This is a genomic window from Anaerotruncus massiliensis (ex Togo et al. 2026), from assembly GCF_900199635.1.
Lineage (GTDB): Bacteria > Bacillota > Clostridia > Oscillospirales > Ruminococcaceae > Anaerotruncus > Anaerotruncus massiliensis.
In genome coordinates, this window is record NZ_LT962687.1 from 1,507,420 (window position 1) to 1,533,715 (window position 26,296).

Here is a 26,296-nt window from a genome sequence, read left to right on the forward strand (position 1 = left end):
CAAAGATTCTCCCGGTTTTTGCGCCAAACGTCCATTTATCGGCTCCCCGGGCGCCCCGCCCGCTACAAAGCCTTCACCGGCACGACTCAAAAGAAGGTGACCTGCGAGGTCGCGGGCAGGTCGCCGAGCGCGCCCGCGGCGCGCAGTGTCTCGACGACGGCGCTGGAGACCCCGGCGCGGTTGGAGATGTCGTCCGCCGAGATGAAGGATTCCGATTTGGCCTCCTCCCACAGGCTCTTGGCGGCGGCCTCGCCGACCCCCTTGAGCGCCATGAAGGGCAGGCGGATCCTGCCATCCTCCACCTCGTAGAGCTTGTAGTGGCTCTTGTAGAGGTCGACCGGCAAAAATTCAAAGCCGCGCGCCTGGCACTCGTGGATGATCTGCAGCATGGTCAGCGTGCCCTCGTCCTTGGCGGAACGGTCGTTGCCCATCGCGAGCAGGTTCTGGATTTTGCGCTTGGTCGCGGATTTGCCCTGCACCGCCGCCTCGGCGTCGAAGTCGTCGCCGCGCACGGTGAAGATGACCGCGTAAAAGGCCAGCGGATGGTGCACCTTGAACCAGCAGAGCCGGATGGAGGCGATGTCGTAGGCCGCGGCGTGCGCCTTGGGGAACATGTATTTGATCTTGAGGCAGCTGTCGATGTACCACTGGGGCACCCCGTGCTCCTTCATCGCCATCATGTGCTCCTCGGTCAGCAGCCTGGGCGCGTTGCCCTTACGGGTGATCTCCATGATCTTGAACGCCATCTTGGGCTCCAGCCCCTTGAGGAGCAGATAGGTCATGATGCTGTCACGTGTTCCGATGACCTCGGAAATCGTGCAGGTCCTGTTGCGGATGAGCTCCTGCGCGTTGCCGAGCCACACGTCGGTGCCGTGGGAGAGGCCGGAGATCTGGAGAAGGTCGGAGAAGTTCTTCGGCTGCGCCTCGATGAGCATCCCGCGCACAAAATTGGTGCCGAATTCGGGGATGCCGAGGGTGCCGGTGTTGCAGTCGATCTCCTCCGCCGTGACGCCGAGCGCGTCCGGCTTCAAAAAAAGGCTCATGACTTCCGGGTCGTTCATCGGCACGTCGTTCACGTCGATGCCGGTCATATCCTCGAGGTACTTGTACATCGTCGGAACGTCGTGCCCGAGCTCGTCGAGCTTGAGGATCGTATCGTGCAGCGAATGGAAGTCGAAGTGAGTGGTCGTGATGTCCGAGTTGGCGTCGTCGGCGGGGCGCTGCACCGCCGTAAAGTCGAACACCTCGTGGTTGGAGGGCACGACGACCATGCCGCCCGGGTGCTGGCCGGTCGTCCGCTTGACGCCGGTGCAGCCGAGCGCGAGCCGCTCCTCCTCCGCGCGGGTCATCACGAGCCCGCGCTCCTGCGCGTACTTTTTCACAAAGCCGTAGGCGGTCTTTTCCGCGACGGTCGAGATGGTGCCCGCCTTGAAGACGTGGGTCGGACCGAAAAGCTCCTCGGTGTACTTGTGGATCTTGCTCTGGTACTCGCCCGAGAAGTTGAGGTCGATGTCAGGCGCCTTGTCCCCGTCGAACCCGAGGAAGGTCTCAAACGGGATGTCGTGGCCGTCCTGCTTATATTTCGTGCCGCATTTGGGGCAGTTCTTTTCGGGCAGGTCGAAGCCGGAGCCCACCTCGCCCTTGGTGAAGAACTCGCTGTGGCGGCAATTGGGGCAGTAGTAGTGGGGCGGCAGGGGGTTGACCTCCGAGATGCCCGCCATCGTCGCCACAAAGGAGGAGCCGACCGACCCACGGGAGCCGACCTTATAGCCGCCCTCCTCGCTCTTGGCGACGAGCTTCTGCGCGATCATATAGAGCACCGCGAAGCCGTGCTTGATGATCGAGCCGAGCTCCCGCTCGAGCCGCTTGGACACCAGCTCGGGGACCTGTCCCTCGTAGCCGTACATCTTCATCGTCCGCTCGCGGGTGATCCGCTGGAGGTCCTCCTCCGAGCCGGGGATCGTCGGGGTGAAGGTGCCGTTAGGGATCGGCTTGACGTCGCTTTCGATCATGTCCGCGATGCGGTTGGGGTTATCGATGACGACCTCGTGCGCCTTCTGGGGGCCGAGGTATTCGAACTCCCTGAGCATTTCATCGGTCGTGCGGAAGTAGAGGGGCGCCTGCTGGTCGGCGTCGGAAAAGCCCATGCCCGCCATCAGGATGGCGCGGAACTTCGCGTCGCCCGCGTCCATGAAGTGCACGTCGCAGGTCGCCACGACGGGGATGTTCAGCTTTTCACCAAGCTTCACGACCGTCTCGTTGAACTCCTTGATGCCGTTTTCATCCGGCACGGTGTTGTTGCGCACCATGAATTCGTTGTTGCCGAGCGGCTGGATCTCCAGATAGTCGTAGAACCTGGCGATGTCGCAGAGGTCCCCCCAGCTCTTGCCCTCGATGATCGCGCGGTAGAGCTGCCCGGCCTCGCAGGCGCTGCCGATCAGAAGCCCCTCGCGGTGCTCCATCAGCTTGGATTTGGGGATGCGCGGATGGCGCGAGTAGCAGTCGAGGTGGGAGAGGGAGACGAGGCGGTAGAGGTTTTTGAGCCCCGTGAGATTTTTGACCAGAATGATCTGGTGGTATGTAGGGGATTTTTTCACGTCGACCGCCGCGAGCGAGGTGTTGATCCGGTCGATGCTTTTGCAGCCCTTCTCGGATTTGAGGATGTCGATCATCCTCAGGAAGATCCGTGCGAGCATCTCCGCGTCGTCGCAGGCGCGGTGGTGGTTGAAGTCGCCCAGTCCGAGGTGCTTGGCGACGAGGTCGAGCTTGTGCTTTTTGAGCTCGGGGAACAGGGAGCGCGAAAGGATGACCGTGTCGATCGCGGTAAAGTGGTAGGGCATGTGGCACCGGCGCGCCGCCTGCTTCAGGAAGCTCGTGTCGAAGGGGGCGTTATGCGCGACGAGCACCGCCCCGTCCCCGCCGCAGAACTCGTAGAAGGAGGCGAGCGCCTCCGCCTCGGAGGGCGCGCCGCGCACGTCGTCGTCGGTGATGCCGGTGAGCTCGGTGATCTTGGGCGGGATCGCCCGCTCGGGGTTCACGAAGGTGTTGAAGCGGTCGACCACCTCCCCGCCCGACAGCTTGACCGCGCCGATCTCGGTGATCCGTTCGGTCGCGGCGGAAAGGCCGGTCGTCTCAAGGTCGAAGACAATGATTTCCCGGTCGAAGTCTCCGGCGGCATGTCCGTTCACCGCCTGCACGACGTCGTCGACGAAATAGGCCTCCACGCCGTAGATGATCTTGATGTCCCCGCCCTTTTTGCGGATCGCGTTCTGGGCGTTCACCGCGTCGGGGAACGCCTGCACGACCCCGTGGTCAGTGATCGCGACCGCCTTGTGGCCGAACTCGTAGGCGCGGCGGACGAGCTTGTCCGCCGGGGTCAGGCCGTCCATCGCGGACATGTTGGAGTGCATATGCAGCTCCACCCGCTTCTCCTCCGCGGTGTCGCGGCGGGGGACCTTCTTTACGGTGGCGATGCTGTCGGGGCGCAGGACGTTCTCATGGTCGAAGCGGTCGTACTCGATCAGCCCGTACATCACGACGGTGTCCCCCACCTTGAGCTCGTCGAGCGCCTTGATCTTCTTGTCCATCCGCCCGATGACCTTGGCGCAGTAGGAGCCGGTGTAATCGGTGAAGTAGATCGAAAGGATGAGCGTCTTTTCGTCCCGGCTGGTACGCCGGTCGATCTTGAAGACGTCCCCCCAGACGGTGACGTTGCCGCTTTCGATGTTCACCCCCGCCATCTCGGCCGGACGGCCCTTGGGCGGGTTGCCGTAGAGCGCGACCATCGAGCCGGGCTCGAAGGGCAGGTCGTGCGCGTCGAAGCTGAGCCGCGCCGCCGCGGGAACGACGGCGCCGTTTTCGAGCTTCTTTTCCGCCCGCTGGGGCGAGGGCGGCGTATATTTGATCGGCGCCGGACGCGCCTTGTCCATCGTCTCATGGTAGATGTCGCTGTCGGGCGCGACCTCGAGCACCCCGTCGAAGAGGACCTGCACCTCCCGTCCAAACTCCTCGCGGATGACGGCGGAGATCTTCTGGCCGCAGTGGATCTCCTCGAGGAAGGGGCCGCCGCCGTGGCTGAGGTAGACGCGCAGCGTGTCGCCCGAGAGGTCGGCGCGGCTGCCGGTGAAAAAGCCGTTGACCGGCACCCCCTCGCCGCCGAGGCGGGCGATGATCTCGGGCAGGTAGTCGCTCGAAAAGAGCCCGCCCGGATAGCGCGGGCAGACGGCCGCCGTGTCGAGGGTGAGCGCGCCCTCCAGCTTGCGGCCGAGCTCGGATAAGGCGCCGCGCGGCACCAGCTCGTCCAGCACGAGCGTGACGGTCAGCGCGCGCCGCGCCTGGTCGAGCCGCAGCCCGCAGATTTCGCCGCGCGCGGCGGCGCAGCCGGGGACGAGCTCTATGTAATCGCCGAATATCTCGATGAATGACGCCAAAACAGACAACTCCTCAAACCCTACAGTTTTTCAATCTCCTCAAGCAGCACGTCCACGATCCGGTCCTCGGGGTATTTCCCGGCCGGCTCCCCTTTTTTGAAGAGGAGCGCCTCCCCGTTTCCGCCCGCGATGCCGATATCCGCTTCCCGCGCCTCTCCCGGCCCGTTGACGGCGCAGCCCATGACCGCGACCTTGATGTCCTTGCGGCAGTCCGCGAGCGCCTCCTCCACCCTGCCCGCCAGGGCGATGAGGTCGATTTTGGTGCGTCCGCAGGTCGGGCAGGAGACGATCTCCGGCCCCCCGCCCCTGCCCACGGCCTTGAGGATGTCGCGCGCGGCGCGCACCTCCTCGACCGGGTCGGCGGTCAGCGAGACGCGGATGGTGTCGCCGATGCCGTCGCAGAGCAGCGACCCGATGCCCACCGCCGACTTGATGAGCCCTATGCGCGCGGTGCCCGCCTCGGTCACGCCGAGGTGGAGCGGGCAGCCGAGCTGCTCCGCGGCCAGCCGGTAGGCCTCAATCATTGTCGGGACATGCGGCGACTTGATCGACACGACGATGTCGGTGAAGTCGAACTTTTCCAGAAGGCGCGCGTGGTAGAGGGCGCTGTCGACCAGCGCCTGGGGGGTCGGCGCGCCGTATTTTGCGAGGATGTGCTTTTCCAGCGAGCCGGAGTTGACCCCGATACGGATGGGCACCCCCGCCGCCCTGCACGCGTCCGCGACCTGCTTTACGCGTTCCTCCCCGCCGATGTTGCCGGGGTTGAGGCGGATCTTGTCCACCCCCGCCGCCACGCAGTCGAGCGCGATGCGGTAGTCGAAGTGGATGTCCGCGACGAGCGGGACGGAAACTGCCGCCTTGATCGCGGGCACCAGCCGAACCGCCTCCCGGTCGGGCACGGCGGCGCGGATGATGTCGCAGCCTGCGGCCTCGAGCGCCCGCGCCTGCGCGACGCTGCCCGCCACGTCCCCGGCGGGCACATTCAGCATCGACTGCACGGTGATGGGGCTTCCGCCGCCGATCGTCACATTCCCGATGTTCACTTTCCTTGTCATCCGTTCACGTCCCGTCTAAAAGAATCGCAGGATATCGTTGAAGGTCACCACCAGCATCAGGCCCATCAGCAGGACGAACCCCGCCGTGTGGATGATTCCCTCGTATTTCGGGTTGACCGGCCGGCGGATCACCAGCTCGATCAGCAAAAAGAGCAGCCGCCCGCCGTCGAGCGCGGGCACCGGCAGGAGGTTGAAGACGCCGATGTTGACGGTGATGAACCCGACGAGCAGCAGAAGCGTCTTGATCCCCGCCATGCTCGCCTGCCCGATGACCGTCGAAACCCCCACCGGCCCGGAGAGCTCCGCGAGGGTGAAGTTGCCGGTGATCAGGTTGATAAAGGACATCCACACCTGACGAACGATTGAAAACATCCATAAAATGGTATATTGCACGCTGCTCCAAAAGGTTTTGGGCACGGAATCGACGTAGAAGTCGAGGTTGATGACCTTGGCGCCGTCCTCCATGACCTGCATGCCGAAGTCAATATCCCTGAGCTCGAGCTTTTCCCCGCCGCGCAGGACGGTAAAGGTGACCACGCCGTCCTTGTCGCTCACCATGGAAAAGGAGATATCGTTGGAGGTGAAGACGCGGCTGCCGTTGACCCGGAGGATCCGGTCCCCCGCCTGGAGCCGCGCGTTGCTCTGCGCGCCCTCGTGGAACCCGCCGACCACCGTCGTGGGCAGGCTCTGCCGCATCCCGACGAGGATCGACAGGATGACAAAGCCCAACAGCAGGTTCATCAGCGCGCCCGCGCAGACGAAGAGGATCCGCTTCCACAGCCGCACGTTGCAGTAGGCGCGCGGGTCGGAGCTGTCCTCGTCCTCCCCCTCGACCGCGACGTAGCCGCCGATCGGCAGGGCGCGCAGGGCATATTTGGTTTCGCCGCGCTGGGTGGACCAGATCGCGGGGCCCATGCCGAGCGCAAATTCGTTGACCCGCATCCCCGAGAGCTTGCCGACCGTAAAATGGCCGAGCTCATGGATGAAGATGAGCAGCCCGAAGACGAAAACCGCGACAACGACCTGAAAGACAATACTCATAGAACGCAACACATTCCAATCCACATAAAATCGCCCGAATACGGCGGCGCTACTATCATAGTATTCTTACCGCCGCGCGCAATATTCCGGCGGATTACCGGCGCGTGCAGTACGCCTCGGCAAGCGCGCGCGCGGTATCCTCCGCCTCGAGCACCTCTTCCAGTGTGTAAAGCTCATCGGCGTTACAGGAAAAACGCTCCAATATGTACCCGACGCACCGCCCGATGTCGAGGAATTTGAGCTCCCCGGCCAGGAAGCGCCCGACCGCGTATTCGTTGGCCGCGTTGACCGCGCAGGGATAGAGCCCGCCGCGCCTTGCCGCCTCGATGCAGATGTCCAGGCAGGCAAACGTCCCGCAGTCGGGTTTTTCGAAGGTGAGGCTGCCGTAGCCGGTGAGCGACAGACCCCTCGCGTCGGTCGGCGCACGGTGCGGCCAGGTCAGCGCGTACTGGATGGGCACCGCCATGTCGGGCGTGCCCATCTGGGCGATCACCGCGCCGTCGGCGTACTCCACCGCCGAATGGACGACGCTCTGCGGGTGCACGACGATCTCGATCTGGTCGGGCGACAGCCCGAAGAGCCACATCGCCTCGATGAATTCGAGCCCCTTGTTCATGAGCGTCGCGGAATCGACGGTGATCTTCGCGCCCATCGACCAGTTGGGGTGCCGGAGCGCGTCCGCTGCGGTCATCCCTTCGAGCTCCTTGGCGGTTTTGCCGCGGAACGGCCCGCCCGACGCCGTGAGGATGATCTTTTTGAGCGCCGCGCGGTCGTTGCCCTGCAGCGACTGGAAGATCGCGCTGTGTTCGCTGTCGACCGGCAGCAGGTCCACGCCGTTTTCCTCCGCCGCGTCCATCACGAGCCGTCCGCCCGCGACGAGCGTCTCCTTGTTGGCGAGCGCGACCGTCTTTTTGGCCGCGATGGCGGCGAGCGTCGGCCGCAGGCCGACCATCCCCACCACCGCGTTGCACACCACGTCGACGCCGGGAAGCGAAGCGGCCTCGCACATCCCCTCGACGCCCGCCAGCAAGCGGATATCGGTATCCGCGAGGCGGGTCTTCAGGTCTGCGTAGGCCGTTTTGTCCGAAACGACAACACAGCGAGGGTGAAACTCCCTCGCCTGCGTTTCCAGCAGGGCGGCGTTCCTGTTTGCGGCAAGCACGTCGACCCCGTATCCGAGATTTTTACAGCAACGAAGCGTCTGGGTGCCGATCGAACCGGTCGACCCCAGAAGCGCGATTGTTTTCTTCAAATTCTGCCCCGCCTTCATTGATATGTACTCACGCCGCCAGATGGACGTGCTGGCTGAAGATGAACACCAGCGGCGCGACCATCAGCACGCTGTCGAACCGGTCCATGATCCCGCCGTGCCCCGGCATGATCGAGCCGTAATCCTTGACGCCGAACTGCCGCTTGATGACCGAGGCCGACAGGTCCCCGATCATGCTTGCCGCCGACAGGAAGGGCACGATGCAGAGCAGCGCCGGGACGTTGACCGCGATGGGAACGCCCAGCCAGCCCGAAACGGCGCCGTAGAGGAGCGCGACAAGCAGCATGGCGATCTCGGCGAAGACGATCCCGCCGATCGCGCCTTCCACCGTCTTTTTCGGGCTGATGACGGGCGCGAGCTTATGCTTCCCGAACGCGCGCCCCGTAAAATAGGCCCCCGTGTCGCTCAGCCAGGCGCTGCCCAGCGTCACGAGCACGTAGAAGATGCCCAGCGCCTTGCCCCAATGGTCGCGCATGTAAATCATCGTGGTCAGTGAAAAAGGCACCACCAGGCTGAAGAGGAAGCTCATCGCGATCTGCTCGATGCGCAGCAGGCTGTGGCGGCGCAGCAGCACGGCGAAAATCGCCACCACATAGAGGTAGCAGATCGGCATGATGTGCCGGGCGATCCACTGCACGGAAAAAAGCGGGATCACCGCCGCGAACGCGATCGACAGCGCCGCCACGAGCTTATCCCCGGTGCAGCCGGTCGCGGCGAGCAGCTCGTAGACCGCCAGCGCGCAGATAAAGGCGATCACAAGGTTCGTCAGCACCGTATCAAAAAAGACAAAGACCACGAACAGCAGCACAAGGCCGATCATGGAGCTGATGATTCTTACCTTCATAGAACTCTCCCATCCTCCGCCGTTTTGCGGGGTGACATTACAGGCCGCCGAAACGCCGCGACCGCCCCTGGTATTCCGCGATGGCGCGGTCAAGATGCCCGGGGGTAAAGTCCGGCCAGAGCACATCCATAAACACCAGCTCGGCATAGGCCGCCTGCCAAGGCAGGAAGTTGGAGGTGCGCTGTTCCCCGCTCGGGCGGATGATCAGGTCGGGGTCGGGCTGGCCGGCGGTGTAGAGCGCGCCGGCAAACGCCTCTTCGTCGATTTCGTCGGGAGAAAGCTCCCCGGCAAGGCATCTGCGCGCAAGCGCGCGCGCCGCGTGAACGATCTCGTCCCGGCCCCCGTAGTTGAGCGCGATGTTGATGGTGATCGCGGTGTTTTTGGCGCTCTCGGCCTCCGCGCGCGCCATCATCTCCCGGATATCGTCGGAAAGCGGGCCGCGTTCCCCCAGGAAACACAGCCGCGCGTCCTCCTCCCGGTGCTTGAACATCTCGTTCAGGTACCTGCGCAAAAGATCCATCAGCCCCTCCACCTCGTCTGCGGGCCGCTTCCAGTTTTCGGTGGAAAAGGCGTAGATCGTCAGGTAGGGGACGCCGATCTCCCGGCAGTATTTTGCGATTTTGCCAAAGGTATCCGCCCCGGCCTTGTGCCCCGCGCTGCGCGGAAGGCCGCGGCGGCTCGCCCAGCGCCCGTTCCCGTCCATGATGATGCCGATGTGGCGGGGCAGGGCGCCGGCAGGCTGCGTATTCGACATGGATACACTCCGTTCCGGAATCAGATTTCGAGGATTTCCTTCTCCTTCTTCGCGGCAATTTCATCGATCCGCTTGCAGAATTTGTCGGTCATCTTCTGGGTCGCTTCCTCGAGGTCCTTCTGGTCGTCCTCGCTGATCTCGCTCGATTTTTTGAGCGCCTTAAACTTCTCGTTGGCGTCGCGGCGGATCGCGCGGATCGCGACCTTGGCCTCCTCACCCTGCTTCTTGATCTGCTTGCAGATCTCTTTCCTGCGCTCCTCGGTCAGCGGCGGGAAGACGATGCGGATGACGGAACCGTCGTTGGTGGGGTTGATGCCGATATCAGAGGCCTGGATCGCCTTTTCGATCGGCTTGAGGGTGGATTTGTCCCACGGCTGGATCACCAGGATGCGCGCCTCCGCCACCGAGATCGCCGCCATCGCCTGGACCGGCGTGGGGGTGCCGTAGTAGTCGACCGTGATCTTGTCGAGCACGGCGGGGTTGGCCCTTCCGGCGCGGATGGTCGCGAGCTCGCCCTCCAGCACGCGGATGGTCTTTTCCATCTTTTCGTTATAGGGGTTCAGCCGTTCATTCATCTGAGTCATCCTCCTTCACGATGGTTCCGATATTTTTGCCTTCGATCGCGGCCAGGATGTTGTCCGGGTCGGCGAGGCTGAATACAAGGACGGGAATCCGGTTGTCACGGCACATCGCGGCGGCCGTGCTGTCCATCACGCCCAGCCCCTTCTCCAGCACCTCCTGGAAGGAAACGTTGTCATACCGCACGGCGGTGTCGAACTTGTTGGGGTCGCAGTCGTAAACGCCGTCCACCATCGTCGCCTTGAGGATGATGTCCGCGTCGATTTCGGCGGCGCGCAGAGAAGAGGCGGTGTCGGTCGAAAAATAGGGGTTGCCGGTGCCGCAGCCGAAGATGACGACCCGGCCCTTTTCGAGGTGGCGGACGGCGCGCCCGCGGATGTAGGGTTCGGCGATCTGCTGCATGGTGATGGCGGTCTGCACCCGCACGGGCACCCCCAGCGCCTCAAGCGCGTCGGCCAGCGCGAGGGAGTTCATGACGGTGGCGAGCATCCCCATGTGGTCGGCGCGGGTGCGGTCCATGCTTCCCGCGTCCCTGCCGCGGAAGAAGTTGCCGCCCCCGACCACGATCCCGATCTCGGCCCCGAGCGAGGCGCATTTTTTGATACTCTCGCAGATGCCGCGCACGACGCTGTAATCGATGCCGAATTTTTTCTCCCCGGCGAGGGCTTCCCCGCTGAGCTTCAGCAGGACCCGTTTATACTTCAGTGGCATACATGACCTCCCGGAATGGTTATTTTTGACGCTTCCGCGCCCCGTTTATGCAATCCGGCCCGCGGGCCGGAGGGGGAAATTACATCCCTTCTATTTTACAATAATCACCCGTCAAAGTAAAGGGCGCGCCGCGATTAATTTCCCCCTCCCCATACAAAAAAGGCGGCCGGATAACCGGCCGCCTTTCGACGGGAAAATCTTTACTTGATCATGCTGGCAACTTCGTCGGCGAAGTTGTCCTCGCGCTTCTCAAGGCCCTCGCCCTTCTCATAGCGGACGAAACCGGTGACCTTGATCGAGCCGCCGAGCTCCTTGGCGGTCTCCTCGGTGTACTGCGCCACGGTGATGTCGCCGTTCTTGACGAACGGCTGGTCCAGTAGGCAGTTCTCCTTGTAGTACTTGCCGATGCGGCCGTCGACCATCTTGGCGATGATCTGGGCGGGCTTGTTCTTGAGCTTCTCGTCGTTGGCGATCTGAGCGGTGAGGATCTCCTTCTCCTTCTCGATGACGTCCGCGGGAACGGAAGCCTCGTCGAGGAAGAGCGGATTGATCGCCGCGACCTGCATCGCGACGTCCTTCGCGTAGGCCTGGAAGCCCTCCTTGTCCGCGACGTCGGTCTCAAAGGTGACCATGACGCCGATGCGGCCGCCGCCGTGCACGTAGGTGACGAGCGGGCCCTCGGCATAGGTGAAGCGGCGGACCTTCATGTTCTCGCCGATCGTGAGGATCTTGTCGCGGAGCTCCTCCTCGACGGTCATGCTCATGCCGACCGCGGGGAGCTTCAGAAGCGCGTCGACGTCGGCGGGCTTGTGGGCCGCGACGGTCTTGGCACAGGATTTGACGAAGTCCATGAACTTGTCGTTCTTCGCGACGAAGTCGGTCTCCGAGTTGACCTCGATCACAACGCCGACCTTGGTGTCGTCGTCGACCATCGCGAGGACGACACCCTCGGCCGCGATGCGGCCGGCCTTCTTGGTGGCCGCGGCGAGCCCCTTCTCACGGAGAATCTCAACCGCTTTTTCCATATCTCCATCCGCTTCGGTCAGAGCCTTTTTGCAGTCCATCATGCCGCAATTGGTCTGCTCACGCAGCGCCTGTACGTCTTTTGCAGTGAATGCCATTCGTGAAACCTCCATATATCTTTTATTCGTCCAAAAAGCCGGGATTACTTGTCGGCGGGAGCCTCGTCGGTTTCGTTCTCCTTCGCGGCGGCCTCTTCCGGGGCGACCTCGGTGCTGCCCTGGCGGCCCTCGATGAGGGCGTCGGCCATGGTGGCGCACAGCAGCTTGACGGCGCGGATCGCGTCATCGTTGCCGGGGATCACGTAATCGATCTCATCGGGATCGCAGTTGGTGTCGACGATCGCGACGATGGGGATGCCCAGCTTGCGCGCCTCGGCGACGGCGATCTTCTCCTTGCGGGGGTCGACGACGAAGAGGGCGGACGGGAGCTTCTTCATGTCCTTGATGCCGCCGAGGAACTTCTCGAGCTTCTCGATCTCAAGGTTGAGCTTGCTGACTTCCTTCTTCGGGAGCAGCTCGAAGGTACCGTCCTCCTGCATCTTGCGCAGCTGCGCGAGGCGGTCGATCCGGCGGCGGATGGTCTTGAAGTTGGTCAGCATGCCGCCGAGCCATCTGGCGTTGACATAGTAAGCGCCGGCGCGGGTGGCCTCGTCGCGGACGGAATCGCCCGCCTGCTTCTTGGTGCCGACGAACAGGAGGTTCCCGCCGCCCGCGGCCATGTCGCGGACGAACATGTAGGCCTCGTCCAGCTTTTTGACGGTTTTCTGGAGGTCGATGATGTAGATGCCGTTGCGCTCGGTGAAGATGTAACGGGCCATCTTCGGGTTCCATCTCCGGGTCTGGTGGCCGAAGTGGACACCCGCCTCCAACAGTTGTTTCATTGATACTACGCCCATGATAAATTCCTCTCTTTCGGTTAAATTCCGCCACCACGTTCATCTCATCCCATCATCCCGGACCGGGACACCGATCAGATGATCGCGCGGTGTGTGTGTTACCGGCAGTATGCCAGCCGTAATATATTACCACAAAGAGAGGAAAAATGCAAGTATGAATTTCCCGCCGCACCAATATTTTGCACGGTTTCGGGGCGTTTAGTCGTCCTCCAGGATGCGGAACCACTTTCCGCGCCCGCCCGACGTATTTTCCTGCGCCGGAAGGGTGTGGTTGACGAGGATGGTGTCCTCCCCGATCACCTCGATGTCCTGCCAGCGGATGATGGTGTCCTCCTCCCGGCCAAGCAGCCCGAAAAAGCGCAGCCTGCCGCGGATGACGATCGCCGTGACCGCGGCGGCCGCCGTGTCGATCTCCGCGTCCGAGACGTACCCGAGCTTGCTGCCGTTGCGCACGTTGATGACGTATTTGTTCCGAAGGTCCCCCATCCGGCAAAACATGGCCCTTCCCCCTTGTGCTGATTTGATAAAAGTATATGTGTGCGTTTGGGGAAATAGTTCTTCCGCCAATCAATTGACATTTGGTTGGAAATCCCTTATGATAAACTTTATGAACAATTTGTAAACCCCGCAAACGGAAATCCCCGGCAGAGCAGGGACCTGCCGGGACGGAGGTGTTTTTGTGCAAAGGGAAAAATTTTCTTCGCGGCTCGGCTTCCTGCTGATCTCGGCGGGCTGCGCCATCGGGATCGGCAACGTCTGGCGGTTCCCCTACATCACGGGACAGTACGGCGGCGCGGCGTTCGTGCTGATCTACCTGTTCTTCCTCGTCATCCTCGGCCTGCCGATCATGGTGATGGAGTTCTCGGTCGGCCGCGCCAGCCAGAAGAGCGCCGCCCGCTCGTTCGACGTGCTCGAGCCCAAGGGCAGCAAATGGCACCTGTATAAATACGGCGCCATGCTCGGCAACTACATGCTGATGATGTTCTATACGACCGTCGGCGGCTGGATGCTTATCTACTTTGTGAAGATGGCGGGCGGCGAGTTCGTCGGCAAGACCCCGGAAGAGGTCGGCGGCATCTTCAACGGCATGCTCGGCGACCCGCTGCTCATGATGATCTGGATGGTGATCGTCGTCGTGATCGGCTTCAGCGTATGCTCGATGGGGTTGCAGAACGGCGTGGAAAAGATCACCAAGGCGATGATGAGCTGCCTGCTGCTCATCATGGTCGTGCTCGTCGTGCGCTCGGTCACGCTGCCGGGCGCGGGCGAAGGACTCCGGTTCTACCTCATGCCCGATTTCGGCAAGATGGCCGACCAGGGCATCACCACCGTCGTCTCCGCCGCCATGGGACAGGCGTTCTTCACCCTCAGCCTCGGCATCGGCGCAATGGCCATCTTCGGCAGCTACATCGGCAAGGACCGCTCCCTCACCGGCGAGTCGATCAGCATCACGCTGCTCGACACCTTCGTCGCGCTGATGGCGGGCCTGATCATCTTCCCCGCCTGCTCGGCGTTCGGCGTCGACTCGGCGCAGGGCCCCGGCCTCGTCTTCGTCACCCTGCCCAATATCTTCAACGAGATGCCCGGCGGACGGGTGTTCGGCGCGCTCTTCTTCGTCTTCATGTCCTTCGCCGCCCTCTCGACCATCATCGCGGTGTTCGAGAACATCGTCTCCTTCGGCATGGACCTGTGGGGCTGGACCCGCAAAAAGACGGTTGCCGTCAATTTCGTGGCGATCATCCTGCTTTCGATCCCCTGCGTGCTCGGCTACAACCTGTGGAGCGGCTTTGTCCCGCTCGGCGCGGGTTCCGCGGTGCTCGACCTCGAGGACTTCATCGTCAGCAACAACCTGCTGCCGCTCGGCTCCCTCGTCTACCTGCTCTTCTGCACCTCCCGGTACGGATGGGGCTGGAAAAACTTCCTCACCGAGGCGGACACCGGAAACGGCGTCAAATTCCCCAAATGGTCGCGGATCTACGTCTCCTACATCCTGCCGATCATCGTACTGATCCTCTTCGTGCAGGGCTACTGGGACAAGATTTTCAAGGCGCTGTTCATGCGCTGATCCATGAAAAGAAAAAGGAAGCCGCCCGCGGGCGGCTTCCTTTTTTAGATGTGTTTTTTGATCCAGTCGAGCGCGCCCTTTTCCAGCCGGGAGACCTGCGCCTGCGAGATGCCGATCTCCTTGGCGACCTCCATCTGGGTCTTGCCGACGAAAAAGCGCAGCGTGAGGATCCTCTTCTCCCGATCGCCGAGGCTCTTCATCGCCTCCTTGATCGCGATCTCGTCCATCCAGTCGCTCTCGCCGCCCTTGTCCCCCACCTGGTCCATCACGTAGATCGTGTCCCCGCCGTCCGAATAGACCGGCTCGTAGAGGGACATCGGCTCGACGATCGCCTCGAGCGCGAGCACGACGTCCTCCTTTTTGGCGCCCATTTCCGCCGCGATCTCGTCGACGGTCGGCTCCTTGGAGTTGCGGTTGATGAGCGTCTCCTTCGCCTGCATCGCCTTATAGGCGAGATCGCGCAGCGAACGGCTTACCCGCACCGAATTGTTGTCGCGCAGGTGGCGGCGGATTTCCCCGATGATCATCGGCACCCCGTAGGTAGAAAAGCGCACGTTCTGGTTGGGATCGAAGTTGTCGATCGCCTTGATCAGTCCGATGCATCCCACCTGGAAGAGGTCGTCCAGATTTTCTCCGCGGTTGGTGAACTTCTGCACGACCGACAGCACCAGCCGCAGGTTGCCGTTGATCATCTCCTGGCGCGCCTGCTGGTCCCCCTGCCGGATGCGCTTCAACAGCTCAATCTTTTCCTTTTCCTTTAAAACGGTCAGCTTGGCCGTATTGATCCCACAGATTTCCACCTTGTTGTAATACACGTTTCGCACCCCGCTCACCCGAATCTTTCTAAATTCAGTATGAGCAGGGGAATTTGCAAACATACGCTTTCCAAAAATTGCTTGACCGGCGCGGCAGCATTTTCCGGGACGCGCGGGAAGGCCCCGGCACGGAGATTCCGTGCCGGGGCCTTCCTGTAAAGCGGGGTGCCGTTACAGGGTCTTTTCCAGCTCTTTCTTGAGCTTTTTGATGATGCGCTTTTCCAGCCGCGAGATATACGACTGGGAGATGCCGATGATGTCCGCGACCTCCTTCTGGGTCTTCTCCTCGCTGCCGAGCAGGCCGAACCGCAGCTTCATGATGAGCTGTTCGCGCTCGTCGAGATGGCTGATCGCGCCGAGCAGGAGGTTCTTTTCCGCCTCGTCCTCGATGGGACGGTTGATGCTGTCCGGATCGGTACCCAGAATATCCGAAAGAAGCAGCTCGTTGCCGTCCCAGTCGATGTTGAGCGGCTCGTCGATCGAGATTTCGTTCCTGTGCGACTGGTTTTTGCGCAGGTGCATGAGGATCTCGTTTTCGATGCAGCGGGAGGCGTAGGTGGCCAGCTTGATGTTCTTCTGCGGGCAGAAGGTGTTCACCGCCTTGATCAGCCCGATCGTCCCGATCGAGATGAGGTCCTCCACGCAGATGCCGGTCGACTCGAATTTTTTGGCGATGTAGACGACCAGCCGCAGATTATGTACCGTCAATGTCTCCTTCGCGCCCTCGTCGTTCTCCTCGAGCTTGCGGAAGACGATCTTTTCCTCCTCCTTGGAGAGCGGAGCGGGCAGCGTCTCCGGGCCGTTGATGTAGTAGGCCCGCCGCCGCCACAGCCGCCGGAAGATTTCGCGCAGCCGCCCGAACAGCCCGGCCGCCCGCGCCCGTAATGTCGTGATCAAATAAATACGCCCCTTCCCTAATGCGCCCGGTCGATGATCTGCGGGTTGATGAGCGCCTGGTATTCCCCGCTGATCGGTTCGCGGCTCGCCGCTATGTAGACGTCGGAGGTCCGGATCGTCCTGCCTCCTCCGGTGATCTGGATTTCATCGGGCCGGAACCCCTCGAGCGCCCCCTCCCCCGTCACCGTCCGGCAGGGGATCACCCGGAAGCCCGCGTGCTCGGGCGGACGGACCCGTTCCGCCAGCGTCCGGTCGCAGACGATGACCGGCGCGCCGGAAAAAGGCTCCCGCAAATCGCTGCCGGTATCCGCAAGCCCCTTGCAGGAGACCGCCCTCCCGCCCGCCGTCACGGTGATCTCATAGAGCCGGCGCTCGTCGACCCGGCCCGCGAAGAGCCGCTCGAAGAGCAGTAGGAGCAGGTAGGCGGCGGTCGTGGAGAGGATGAGCGCCAGCACGGAGATGTCGAAGTAGACCACGCCGTTATAGAAGATCATCCCGGCGGGCGCGAGCAGGCGGGAGAGCGCCAGCATGAGCCCCGCGAAGAGGAAGCTCACCGCAAAGGTGACAAAAAGGGCCTTTGCGAGCCTCTGCCACGGGCGGACGCCGAAGGCGGCCGCCGCCATCGCCAGGGCGAGCAGGATTTTATAGAGGGCCTGGAACCACATCCCGACATAGGGCAGGAAGATGACGAGCGACCCAAGCGCGCCGACGAGTGCCCCGGCGCACAGCCTCCAGCGGCATGTCACCACGCCAAGCAGCTTGGCAGAGGCGAGCAGGAGCAAGAGATTGACGATATAATTCACCACCACCAGCACATCGGCATAAACTGTCATAACCGCCCCGCCCCCTCGAAAAGTTCCAAGCTGATATTGTCCAACAGGACTATTATAGAGAGCGGACAAGTTTTGTTTCTGTCGAAATCGCGGGACAAATCATCGGATTTCTCCAAAGCCCCGCGCGGGCTAACACGATGGGCCCCTCCCGCATACAATGAGAGAGAACAGCAACTGTATCGGAGCGTCCGGCGGGGCTCCCTGCCCGCCCTTTCCTGCCGCACGGGACCGCGCGCGGCGTTCTTATCCCTGTGAGCTGTGCTTTTGATACATTTATTCTGAGAAAAAGGTGTGATCGTTAATGGCTTGTTGTTGTAACAACAGGAACCGCTGCAACTGCGGCTGCAACTGCTGCCGGAAAAAGATGGACGAATGCCGCATCCAGCCCGTCAGCGGATGCCGTCCCAACAGCGACTGCTGCTGGTATCCGGTTGATGTCACGTCCGACAACGGACGCCAGATGAGGCTTTGCTGCGACCAGAGCGGCTGCTGCGGGATGTTCCCCGAGGACTGCCGGAATACCTTCTGGCCCGACTTCGCCCATCCGCGGTGGCTCTGCTGCAAGGACCTCTACTGCGCGAGGAGAAAGTGCGGCTGCTGACCTCCCGGTCTCGGGACCGCGCCGCCCGTGCAGAACATAAAAAAGGTGCGCAGCAACCGCTGCGCACCTTTTTTATCGCTTTACAACCATACGGCCGCCCCGACTACTGATAACAGTCCGGGTCGGGCGCCGGCACCGCCTCGAGCAGCGCCCGTGTATAGGGGTGGCGCGGACGCCCGCAGACCTCCGCGGTCTCCCCCAGCTCGACGAGCTTTCCCGCCCTCATGACGCCGATGCGCCCGCAGACCCGCCGCACCGCGGCAAGGTCGTGGGAGATCAGCAGGACGGACATGCCCCGCTCCCGCCGCAGGCGCAGGAAGAGGTTCAAAATCTGCGCGCGCACCGACATGTCGAGCGAGGCGGCGGGTTCGTCGGCGAGCAGGAGATCGGGGTCGGGCGCGAGCGCCCGCGCCACCGCGATCCGCTGCTGCTGCCCGCCCGAAAGGCCGCCCGGAAAGCAGCCGGCGAGCTCTTCACCGAGGCCGACCAGTCCGAGCAGTTCGCGCGCCCTTTCCCTGCGTTCGGCGCGCCCGCCCCGGCGCAGGATGTCGAGCGGCTCGCAGATCAGCTCCTCGGCCGTCATGCGCGGATTGAGGGAGCCGGACGCGTCCTGGAAGATCATCTGGAAGCTCCCCGCGAGGCGGATTTCGCCGCCCTCCGGACGGCAGAGCCCGGCGACGCAGCGGGCGACGGTCGATTTGCCCGAGCCGCTCTCCCCGACGAGCCCGAAAAGCTCCCCGCGCCCGATCGAAAAGGACACGCCGTCGACCGCGCGGATCTCCGCGCCGCCCGACAAAAAGCGTTTTTGCAGCCCGCATACCGAAAGCAGCGGCTCATCCACCGGCGCTCACCCGCCTTTCCCCAATCCCGGCGGGCGGGTCGACGCGCGGCGCGTCGGGATGCAGCAGCCAGGTCGCGGCATAGTGGGTATCGGAAACGCGGAAGAGGGGCGGCTCCTCCCGCCAGTCGACACCCAGCGCCCAGGGATTCCGCGGGGCAAACGCGTCGCCTGCGGGTGGATGGAGCAGGTCGGGAGGCGCGCCTGGAATGCTGAAGAGCTCCCCCGTTCCCTCCGGGGAGGGAACGGACGCGAGCAGCCCCCAGGTGTAGGGATGGCGCGGGTCGTGGTAGATTTCCTCCGCGGTGCCGATCTCGACGAGCCTGCCCGCGTACATGACGGCGACGCGCCCGGCGATCCGGGCCGCCGCGCCGAGGTCGTGGGTGATAAAGAGGATCGCCGTGCCCGTCTGGTGCTGGATGTCCCGCAGCAGGCCGAGCATCTGCGCCTGCACGGTCGCGTCGAGCGCGGTGGTCGGCTCGTCGGCGACAAGCAGCTTCGGGCCGCAGGCAAGCGCCGACGCGAGCACGCAGCGCTGGAGCATCCCGCCGGAAAACTGGTGCGGATAGTCGCCGTACCGCCGCGCGGGTTCGGGGATGCCGGTCAGGGCCATCAGCTCGAGCGCGCGCGCCTTCGCCCCGGCACGGGAGATCCCTCCGTGCGCGCGGGCGGCGCGGGCGATCTGGCTTCCCACCGGCAGGGAGGGGTTCAGCGCGGACATCGGGTTTTGCAGCACGAGCGCGATCTCCTTCCCGCGGATCCCCTCGAGCTCCCGCTCGCCCATCGCGGCGAGGTCCCGCCCCGCGTAGAGGATGCTCCCGCCCGCGACCCGCCCCCGGTGGGGCAGCAGGCCGAGCAGGCTCTTGCAGAGCACCGACTTGCCGCAGCCGCTCTCCCCAACGACCGCGAGCGTCTCCCCCGCGCAAATGGAGAAGGAGACGCCGCGCACCGCCCGGATGACGCCGCGCGGGGAGTCAAACGCGATCTTCAGATCCCGCACCTCAAGCAGCGCGTCCATGGTCATTCCCCCTTCAGGCGAGCGTCCAGTCTTTGACGTTCCAGAAGATGCCCACCCCGTGGTGGCCGAGGACCGTGTCGGGCGCGATCCCCTGCACCCGGTCCTTCGCGACGTAGACGGCGTCGGCATAGGCCAGGAAGGTGTAGGGCAAATCGTCGGTCAGCGCCTCCTGGAACGCCTGATAGTATTTCATCCGGTCGGCGGAGACGTCGGTGCCGCGCGCTTTCCCGAGCAGGTCGTCCACACGGGGGTTGGAGTAGTTCCCGTAGTTGGCCGCCTGCCCAGTGCCGAACACCTTGTAGGTGTGGTCGTCGGGGTCGAAGGGGCTTCCCCAGCCGATCAGATAGGCGGCCTGCCCCGCCCAGTCGATCTCGGAATCGATCGAAACGGTCACGTCCGCGCCCGCCTCGGAGAACTGCTGCGCGCAGATGTTCGCCATGTCGACGCGCACCGGGTCCCCCTCGGGGCAGTGGATCGTAAAGGCCAGCCGGTCGCCGTCCTTCTGGTAGACGCCGTCGGAGCCCTGCCGCCAGCCCGCCGCTTCGAGCATCGCACGGGTCTTGACCGGATCGTACTGGAACTTTTCAACGGCGGGATTGTTGTAGGGGCCGGACTGGAGGGGCGAGTAGGCGGGCCGGCCCTTGCCGAGCAGGACGCTGTCGACGATCGCCTGCCGGTCGACCGCGTAGCTCAGCGCGTTGGGCAGCTCGCGGTATTTGGCGAAGAGTGGATGGTTGAAATTATAGAGGACCCCCCGGTAGTCGGAGGTCTTCATGTCGTAGACGGTAAAGCCCTCCGCGTCCCCAAACGACCGCGCGTCCTGCGGGGACACCTGCGCGAGGTCGAGCTCCCCCGACCGAAGCTGCATGGCGCGCGCCTTCTCGTCGGGCACGATTTTGAAGATAATCCGCCCGATCTTCGGCGTGCCCGCGTAGTAATCGGGGTTGCGCTCGAGCACGATGCTCTGTCCCGCGTCCCACGCGACGAGCTTGTAGGGGCCGGTCCCGACCGGCGCCTGGTTGAAGGGGTCGGTGACGAGGTCCTTCCCCTCGAGCAGGTGCTTCGGGAGGATTCCGATCGCGAGGTAATCGAGCATCGCGGCGTTGGGTGAGGAAAGCGTGATCCTCACGGTGTGGTCGTCGGGCGTCTCGATCGCCGCGATGTCCTCATAGTTGGAGGCGATCTCCGAGAGGTTCTCGGGGGCGAGGATCGCTTCCAGCGTGAACTTTACGTCTGCGGCGGTGAACGGTTCGCCGTCGTGCCATTTGACGCCCTTCCGGAGCGTAAAGGTGTAGGTGAGGCTGTCGCGGTCGTACTCCCACTTTTCCGCCAGCCCGGGGATGATCTTGTTTTCCCCGTCGCGGGCGGTCAGCCCCGAAAAGAGCAGCAGGTTCACTTCCCCGTGCTCATAGAGCGCGGGGTTGATGCTCGTGTAGTCCCCGCTGCCATAGACGAGGGTCGTTTCTTCCGGTTCCCCGCCCGCCGCGCCGCAGCCCGGCAGGAGGAAGAGGACCGCCGCCAGCAGGACGGCGAGGAGGCGCGTTACAGATTGCTGCATGTTTTGTTACCCTCCCTACGGATGTAATTTCCAATGTCGGTGATGGAGACGAGCGTCGTGATCAGAAAGACGCCCGGTATGACGATGACCCACCAGCTCCCGGACAGGAGCGCCCGGTCGGCCTGGGAGAGCAGGCTCCCCCACGAGACGACGCCGACCGGCAGGCCGAGCCCCAGGAAGCTGAGGGTCGATTCGGTTGCGATCGCCGCGCTGATGTTGGTTACGACCATGAACATGAGGGGCGACAGGAGATTCGGCAGCAGGTGCCGCCGCAGGATGTGCCAGAAGCCCGCCTTCATCGTGCGCGCCGCGAGGACGTAGGCGCTGTGCCGCAGCCTGCGCACCTCTCCGCGCACGACCTGCGCCATCTGCATCCAGCCGGTCACGCCGACGACCAGCGCGATGCCCGCCGGGCTTTGGCGGCCGATGACCGCCTGCAAAAAGATGACGAGCAGGATGGACGGCACCGAGAGGGAAAGCTCGATGAAACGCATCATCGCGGCGTCCGCCTTAGCGGGCGCGACTCCGCTGACGCTGCCGTAGAGCAGGGCGATCGCGGTTGATATCGCGGCCGCGAGGCACCCCACGAGGAGGGACACCCGCCCCCCGTGCCAGATCATGGAAAAGAGGTCGCGCCCCATCGGATCGGTGCCGAACCAGAATTCCGGCGAGGGCGGCGCGCCGATGTGCGATAGGTCGAGGTATCCGGGGTCGCGCGGCGCGAGCGCGCCCGCGAGGGCGCACCCCAGCAGGATCAGCCCGAGCAGGCAGAATGCGGCCCACGGCCGTTTGGCGCGCGGCTTCGGTGGCGGCAGCGGCGGTGCCGCGCCGGGGGGCGCGGGCGCGAAGGAGAAGTCGCCGGGCAGAAAATTCATCGCGCGCCCCTCCCCCTCATGCGCGGGTCGAGCGCCCCGCCCAGCGCCCGCGCCGCCATGCCCGCGAGCATGACGACCGCGCCGGTGATGAGGCAGAGGACGAGCAGCATGTTGTAGTCGTGATATTTCGCGCTTTCAAAACAGAGTGTGCCCAGCCCCGGATAGGAAAACACCTTTTCCACGATGTAGGTGCCGCCCAGAATATGCGGGATCGACACCGCCATCAGCCCGAAATAGGAGGGCAGGACGTTGCGCAGGCACTGGGTGAAAAGGATTTTGCGGCGGCTGAGCCCCTCCGCACGGCAGAGCAGGACATAGTCCTGCCGCACCTCGTCGAGCAGGCGGTTGCGGATGAGGTAGGCGTAGTACCAGAGGTGCCCGAGCACCAGCACGGCGAGCGGCAGGACGAGATGGCGCAGGCGTCCCAAAAGGTCGTACGGCCTGCCGATGTCGTAGGCCCCGCTCGAGGGCAGCAGGCCCAGCTCGACGCTGAACAGCAGGATCAGCAGAAGCGCCAGCCAGAAGGAAGGGATGCAGCCGGTCACGGTGCCGATCCGCCGGACGGCGCGGTCGGCCGGCGAATCCTCCCGCAGCGCGCAGAAGGCCCCCAGCAGCAGCGCCAGCCCGAAGGTCAGCAGGTAGGCGGTCACGCCGAGCAGCAGCGTGTTCCCGTAGACGCCGCCGATCACCGTCATCACGTCCCGCTTATACTGGAAGGAGACGCCGAAGTCGCCCCGGAGCGCGTTTTGAAGCCACGCGCCATACTGCACGATGATCGGTCGGTCCAGCCCGAGCCGGTCGAGCGCGTCGGCGCGCTCGGATTCGCTGAGGCGTTCCGCGCTCTCGCCGTAGTAGGAGCGCAGCGGGTCGCCGGGGGAAAGCCGCGAGAGGAAAAAGACCGCGATGGAAAGCAGAAAGAGCGCCAGCACAAATCCCAGCGCCCGCCTGACCGCGTTTTTCACCGCGCGCTTCATCTTTTCACCCTCCCCCGCCAAATTTGACGCAAAAGAAAAAACCATGAAAAATCCCCCGCGTTGCCCGCGGGAAAATCTTCATGATTTCATTCGTCAAATCGTCTATACTGCCTGCCGTCCCTTCGTGGGCGGCGCACGCGTCCGCTTCTGCGGACCTCACTAAGGATACCCGAATGAAACGGATTTGTCAAGCCGCCGCGATTGACAAACCGGCCCCGTTATTGTAAACTGGTAGCGCACAGGAAGTGCGCTGTCTGTGGTCAAGCCACGGAGAAAACCGCCAGAAGGCTCACGCTTCGTGAGCCTTTTTTTGTCGACAGGAGGTCTTTGGGATGCCTCTCGAATCCTTTTTTGCCGCGCACCCGCGGGTAGCGGTCGCGTTCTCCGGCGGGGTGGATTCCGCCTACCTGCTCTACGCCGCCAAGACGGCGGGCTGCGATGCGGCCGCCTACTTTTTGAAGACGCCCTTCCAGCCCCAGTTCGAGCTGGAGGACGCCCAAAAGCTCGCGGGCCAGCTCGGCGTGCCGCTGCACATCGTCGAATACGACGTGCTCGGAGTCCCCGGCGTCGCGGAGAACGGGCCGCTGCGCTGCTACCACTGCAAGCGCGCGCTCTTCACCCGACTGTGGGAGGCCGCGCGCGCCGACGGATTCGAGGTGCTCTGCGACGGCACCAACGCCTCGGACGACGGCGCCGACCGGCCGGGCATGAAGGCGCTCGCGGAGCTTGGGGTGCGCTCCCCCCTGCGGGAGGCGGGCCTCTCCAAGCCGGAGATCCGCCGACTTTCCCGCGAGGCGGGGCTTTTCACCCACGATAAGCCCGCCTATGCCTGTCTTGCCACCCGGGTCCCCACCGGCACGCCGATCACCCCCGGCCTGCTGGAAAAGACCGAACGCGCCGAAAACGCCCTCTTCTCCCTCGGGTTCACCGATTTTCGGGTGCGTTTTTTTTGCGGCGCGGCGCGCATCCAGCTCCCGGAGGGGCAGCTTTCTCGCGCTCTTTTGGCGCGGCAGGCGATTTTGGACGCGCTATCCCCCGATTTTGACGCGGTGCTGCTCGATCTGCGGCCGCGCGGTTAAGGAGACGACTTGATGGAACAGGACCGGATTTTACAGATTTTGCAGGAGGTCAAAGCGGGGGCGGTCACGCCCGAGCAGGCGATGCTGGACCTGAAGATGTGCCCGTTTGAGGATCTGGGCTACGCGAAGGTGGACCACCACCGCGCCCTGCGGCAGGGCGTCCCCGAAGTCATCTTCGGCAGCGGCAAGACGCCCGGACAGATCGTCGGCATCACCCGCTCGATGCTGGCGCGCGGCAGCGGCGTGCTCATCACGCGCCTCTCTCCCGAGGCGGCGGAGGCGGTCGCGGCGGAAATCGAGATCAGCTACGACCCCGTCTCCCGCATCGCCTTCGCCGGGGAGCGTCCTGCGCCCGACACGGGGGGGCGGATCGTCGTCGCGACGGGCGGCACGAGCGACATCCCCGTCGCGGAGGAGGCCGCCGTCACCGCCGAGTCGCTCGGCAACCCGGTGGAGCGGCTCTACGACGTGGGGGTCGCGGGGCTGCACCGGCTTCTCGCAAGGCTGGACGTGCTCATGAGCGCCCGCGTGGTGATCGCCGTCGCGGGTATGGAGGGGGCGCTCGCCAGCGTGATCGGCGGGCTGTGCGACTGCCCGGTCATCGCCGTGCCCACCAGCATCGGCTACGGCGCGAATTTCGGCGGGCTCTCCGCCCTGCTCTCGATGCTAAATTCCTGCGCGAGCGGCGTTTCGGTCGTCAACATCGACAACGGCTTCGGCGCGGGCTATCTTGCCAGCATGATCAACCACATGGGAGGGACGAAATCATGAAGACGCTCTATCTCGAATGTCAGATGGGCGCGGCGGGCGACATGCTGATGGCCGCGCTGCTCGAGCTGCTGCCCGATCCCGCGCCCTTTCTCGCCCGGATGAACGCGCTGGGCATCCCCGGCGTGGAGATCACGGGCGAACCCATGCAGAAATGCGGCATCACCGGCACCCACGTCCGCGTCAGGGTGCACGGCGAGGAGGAGCAGAGCGAGGACGTCGGCGGCCATGCCCATCCCCACACGCAGGAGGCGCCCCACGTCCATGAGCACCCCCATGAGCACGACCACGGAGAGGCTCCCCACCTTCATGAGCATGAGCACGGCGGGGAGGCGCCGCACACGCACGAACACGGCCACGAACACGGAGAGGGCCACAGCCATCCGCACGGGCATCATCACTACAGCTTTTCCGATATCCGCGCGCTGATCGAAGGATTCGACCTGCCCGCCGAGGTCCGGTCGGACGCGATCGCCGTTTACCGTCTCATCGCCGAGGCGGAATCCCACGCGCACGGCGTTGCGGCCGAGGAGGTGCATTTCCACGAGGTCGGCTCGATGGACGCGGTCGCGGACATCGTCGGCTGCTGCCTGCTCTTCCACCTGATCGGCGCGGACCGCGTCGCCGCCTCCCCCGTCCACGTCGGAAGCGGCTTCGTGCGCTGCGCGCACGGGGTTCTGCCCGTGCCCGCGCCCGCCACCGCCCACCTTTTGCGCGGCGTGCCCGCCTACGGCGGCGAGGTGCGCGGCGAGCTCTGCACCCCGACCGGCGCGGCGCTGCTGCGGCACTTTGTTTCCTCCTTCGGCCCGATGCCCGTTATGGCGGCGGAAAAGATCGGCTACGGCATGGGCAGCAAGGAATTTGAGCGCGCCAACTGCCTGCGCGCCTTCCTCGGCGAGGAGGACGGCGGCATGGACGAAACCTGCGAGCTCCGCTGCAACCTCGACGACATGACCCCCGAGGCGGTCGGCGCGGCGGTCGACCTGCTCTTTGCTGCGGGCGCGCTCGACGTCTTCCTGACCCCCATCCAGATGAAAAAGAACCGGCCGGGCGTGATGCTCACCTGCCTTGCCCGTCCCGCGCAGAAGCAGGCGGTGGTCGAAGCCATGCTCCTGCACACCTCGACCCTCGGCGTGCGGGAGCACACCTGCCGCCGCACGGTGCTGCGGTCCTCCCTTTCGACGGTGGACACCCCCTACGGCCCCATCTGCGTCAAGCGGAGCAGCGGCCACGGGGTCGCCAAGGAGAAGCCGGAGTACGCCGACGTGCTCGCCGCCGCCAAGGCGCACGGCGTTCCGTTTGAAACGGTCTGGCGGCATGCCGTCGCCGCCTGCGAATCCGAAGCATGAAAGCGAAAAACACCCGCCGGCCAC

The 26,296-nt window shown here is 64.1% G+C and carries 24 protein-coding genes; 5 read left to right on the plus strand and 19 right to left on the minus strand.

Translation table 11 applies throughout. The features are described 5' to 3' along the window. Positions 1 to 86: 86 nt before the first annotated feature. The 11 genes from C1A13_RS07570 to C1A13_RS07620 form a co-directional block, all read right to left on the minus strand. A complete protein-coding gene (locus C1A13_RS07570) occupies positions 87 to 4,430 on the minus strand; it encodes a PolC-type DNA polymerase III (RefSeq protein ID WP_101550693.1) in 4,344 nt (1,447 codons plus the stop codon). A gap of 20 nt (positions 4,431 to 4,450) precedes the next feature. Beyond that, positions 4,451 to 5,485, minus strand: coding sequence for a flavodoxin-dependent (E)-4-hydroxy-3-methylbut-2-enyl-diphosphate synthase (ispG, locus tag C1A13_RS07575; RefSeq protein ID WP_101550694.1), 1,035 nt, complete (start codon positions 5,483 to 5,485; stop codon positions 4,451 to 4,453). A 15-nt stretch (positions 5,486 to 5,500) separates the two neighbouring features. Further along, the gene (locus C1A13_RS07580) at positions 5,501 to 6,526 is read right to left on the minus strand and encodes a M50 family metallopeptidase (protein WP_101550696.1); all 1,026 of its coding nucleotides are present in this window, start codon (positions 6,524 to 6,526) and stop codon (positions 5,501 to 5,503) included. A gap of 94 nt (positions 6,527 to 6,620) precedes the next feature. Next, positions 6,621 to 7,778, minus strand: a complete 1,158-nt coding sequence (locus C1A13_RS07585) for a 1-deoxy-D-xylulose-5-phosphate reductoisomerase (RefSeq protein WP_101550698.1) — start codon at positions 7,776 to 7,778, stop codon at positions 6,621 to 6,623. A gap of 28 nt (positions 7,779 to 7,806) precedes the next feature. After that, complete coding sequence (locus C1A13_RS07590) at positions 7,807 to 8,640, minus strand: phosphatidate cytidylyltransferase (protein WP_172439210.1); 834 nt, start codon at positions 8,638 to 8,640, stop codon at positions 7,807 to 7,809. A 37-nt stretch (positions 8,641 to 8,677) separates the two neighbouring features. Then, positions 8,678 to 9,394: an isoprenyl transferase gene (locus C1A13_RS07595; protein WP_101550702.1), complete on the minus strand. Its 717-nt coding sequence runs from the start codon at positions 9,392 to 9,394 to the stop codon at positions 8,678 to 8,680. A 20-nt stretch (positions 9,395 to 9,414) separates the two neighbouring features. Next, a complete protein-coding gene (gene frr / locus C1A13_RS07600) occupies positions 9,415 to 9,969 on the minus strand; it encodes a ribosome recycling factor (protein ID WP_101550707.1) in 555 nt (184 codons plus the stop codon). Further along, entirely contained in the window at positions 9,962 to 10,684 is a 723-nt protein-coding gene (pyrH, locus tag C1A13_RS07605) for a UMP kinase (RefSeq protein ID WP_101550709.1), read from the minus strand. The genes frr and pyrH overlap by 8 nt, the downstream gene beginning before the upstream one ends. A gap of 200 nt (positions 10,685 to 10,884) precedes the next feature. Continuing rightward, positions 10,885 to 11,805 (minus strand): translation elongation factor Ts, encoded by a 921-nt coding sequence (tsf, locus tag C1A13_RS07610; protein ID WP_101550711.1) that lies wholly within the window; start codon positions 11,803 to 11,805, stop codon positions 10,885 to 10,887. Positions 11,806 to 11,849: 44 nt separating this feature from the next. After that, entirely contained in the window at positions 11,850 to 12,602 is a 753-nt protein-coding gene (rpsB, locus tag C1A13_RS07615) for a 30S ribosomal protein S2 (protein ID WP_101550713.1), read from the minus strand. Positions 12,603 to 12,800: 198 nt separating this feature from the next. Continuing rightward, positions 12,801 to 13,100 (minus strand): YlmC/YmxH family sporulation protein, encoded by a 300-nt coding sequence (locus tag C1A13_RS07620; protein ID WP_101550715.1) that lies wholly within the window; start codon positions 13,098 to 13,100, stop codon positions 12,801 to 12,803. Between the two features lie 181 nt (positions 13,101 to 13,281). Between C1A13_RS07620 and C1A13_RS07625 the strand changes: the two genes are divergently transcribed. Beyond that, positions 13,282 to 14,667, plus strand: coding sequence for a sodium-dependent transporter (locus tag C1A13_RS07625; RefSeq protein WP_101550717.1), 1,386 nt, complete (start codon positions 13,282 to 13,284; stop codon positions 14,665 to 14,667). A 44-nt stretch (positions 14,668 to 14,711) separates the two neighbouring features. Here the strand turns inward: C1A13_RS07625 and sigG are convergent, their stop codons facing one another. The 3 genes from sigG to C1A13_RS07640 all read right to left on the minus strand — a co-directional run bounded on the left by sigG (position 14,712) and on the right by C1A13_RS07640 (position 17,212). Next, entirely contained in the window at positions 14,712 to 15,482 is a 771-nt protein-coding gene (gene sigG / locus C1A13_RS07630) for an RNA polymerase sporulation sigma factor SigG (RefSeq protein ID WP_101553215.1), read from the minus strand. 171 nt (positions 15,483 to 15,653) lie between these two features. Next, a complete protein-coding gene (gene sigE / locus C1A13_RS07635; RefSeq protein WP_101553216.1) occupies positions 15,654 to 16,334 on the minus strand; it encodes an RNA polymerase sporulation sigma factor SigE in 681 nt (226 codons plus the stop codon). Positions 16,335 to 16,396: 62 nt separating this feature from the next. Further along, positions 16,397 to 17,212 carry a sigma-E processing peptidase SpoIIGA gene (locus C1A13_RS07640; protein ID WP_101550719.1) on the minus strand — a complete coding sequence of 272 codons (816 nt, stop codon included), beginning with the start codon at positions 17,210 to 17,212 and terminating at the stop codon, positions 16,397 to 16,399. A 301-nt stretch (positions 17,213 to 17,513) separates the two neighbouring features. Here C1A13_RS07640 and C1A13_RS14635 point away from each other — a divergent pair, with 301 nt between their 5' ends. Further along, a complete protein-coding gene (locus C1A13_RS14635) occupies positions 17,514 to 17,813 on the plus strand; it encodes a hypothetical protein (protein WP_146021702.1) in 300 nt (99 codons plus the stop codon). 103 nt (positions 17,814 to 17,916) lie between these two features. On the opposite strand, the gene C1A13_RS07650 is transcribed toward C1A13_RS14635, so the two are convergent. Genes C1A13_RS07650 through C1A13_RS07670 form a run of 5 tightly spaced genes read right to left on the minus strand, consistent with a single transcriptional unit; the run spans position 17,917 to position 23,076 of the window. After that, positions 17,917 to 18,654, minus strand: a complete 738-nt coding sequence (locus C1A13_RS07650; protein WP_101553217.1) for an ABC transporter ATP-binding protein — start codon at positions 18,652 to 18,654, stop codon at positions 17,917 to 17,919. Then, positions 18,647 to 19,669, minus strand: a complete 1,023-nt coding sequence (locus C1A13_RS07655; protein ID WP_101550723.1) for an ABC transporter ATP-binding protein — start codon at positions 19,667 to 19,669, stop codon at positions 18,647 to 18,649. Before C1A13_RS07655 ends, C1A13_RS07650 begins: the two co-directional genes overlap by 8 nt. Positions 19,670 to 19,682: 13 nt before the next feature. Continuing rightward, complete coding sequence (locus C1A13_RS07660) at positions 19,683 to 21,227, minus strand: ABC transporter substrate-binding protein (protein ID WP_101550725.1); 1,545 nt, start codon at positions 21,225 to 21,227, stop codon at positions 19,683 to 19,685. Continuing rightward, entirely contained in the window at positions 21,212 to 22,102 is an 891-nt protein-coding gene (locus C1A13_RS07665) for an ABC transporter permease (protein ID WP_101550727.1), read from the minus strand. The genes C1A13_RS07660 and C1A13_RS07665 overlap by 16 nt, the downstream gene beginning before the upstream one ends. Then, positions 22,099 to 23,076, minus strand: coding sequence for an ABC transporter permease (locus tag C1A13_RS07670; RefSeq protein WP_101550729.1), 978 nt, complete (start codon positions 23,074 to 23,076; stop codon positions 22,099 to 22,101). The genes C1A13_RS07665 and C1A13_RS07670 overlap by 4 nt, the downstream gene beginning before the upstream one ends. A 332-nt stretch (positions 23,077 to 23,408) precedes the next feature. On the opposite strand from C1A13_RS07670, the gene larE reads away from it, so the two are divergent. Genes larE through larC form a run of 3 tightly spaced genes read left to right on the plus strand, consistent with a single transcriptional unit; the run spans position 23,409 to position 26,272 of the window. Next, on the plus strand, positions 23,409 to 24,155 hold the full coding sequence (larE, locus tag C1A13_RS07675) for an ATP-dependent sacrificial sulfur transferase LarE (protein WP_101550731.1): 747 nt from the start codon (positions 23,409 to 23,411) through the stop codon (positions 24,153 to 24,155). Between the two features lie 12 nt (positions 24,156 to 24,167). After that, a complete protein-coding gene (gene larB, locus C1A13_RS07680) occupies positions 24,168 to 24,926 on the plus strand; it encodes a nickel pincer cofactor biosynthesis protein LarB (RefSeq protein ID WP_101550732.1) in 759 nt (252 codons plus the stop codon). Next, positions 24,923 to 26,272, plus strand: coding sequence for a nickel pincer cofactor biosynthesis protein LarC (larC, locus tag C1A13_RS07685; protein WP_101550734.1), 1,350 nt, complete (start codon positions 24,923 to 24,925; stop codon positions 26,270 to 26,272). The genes larB and larC overlap by 4 nt, the downstream gene beginning before the upstream one ends. The last annotated feature ends 24 nt before the right edge of the window (positions 26,273 to 26,296 follow it).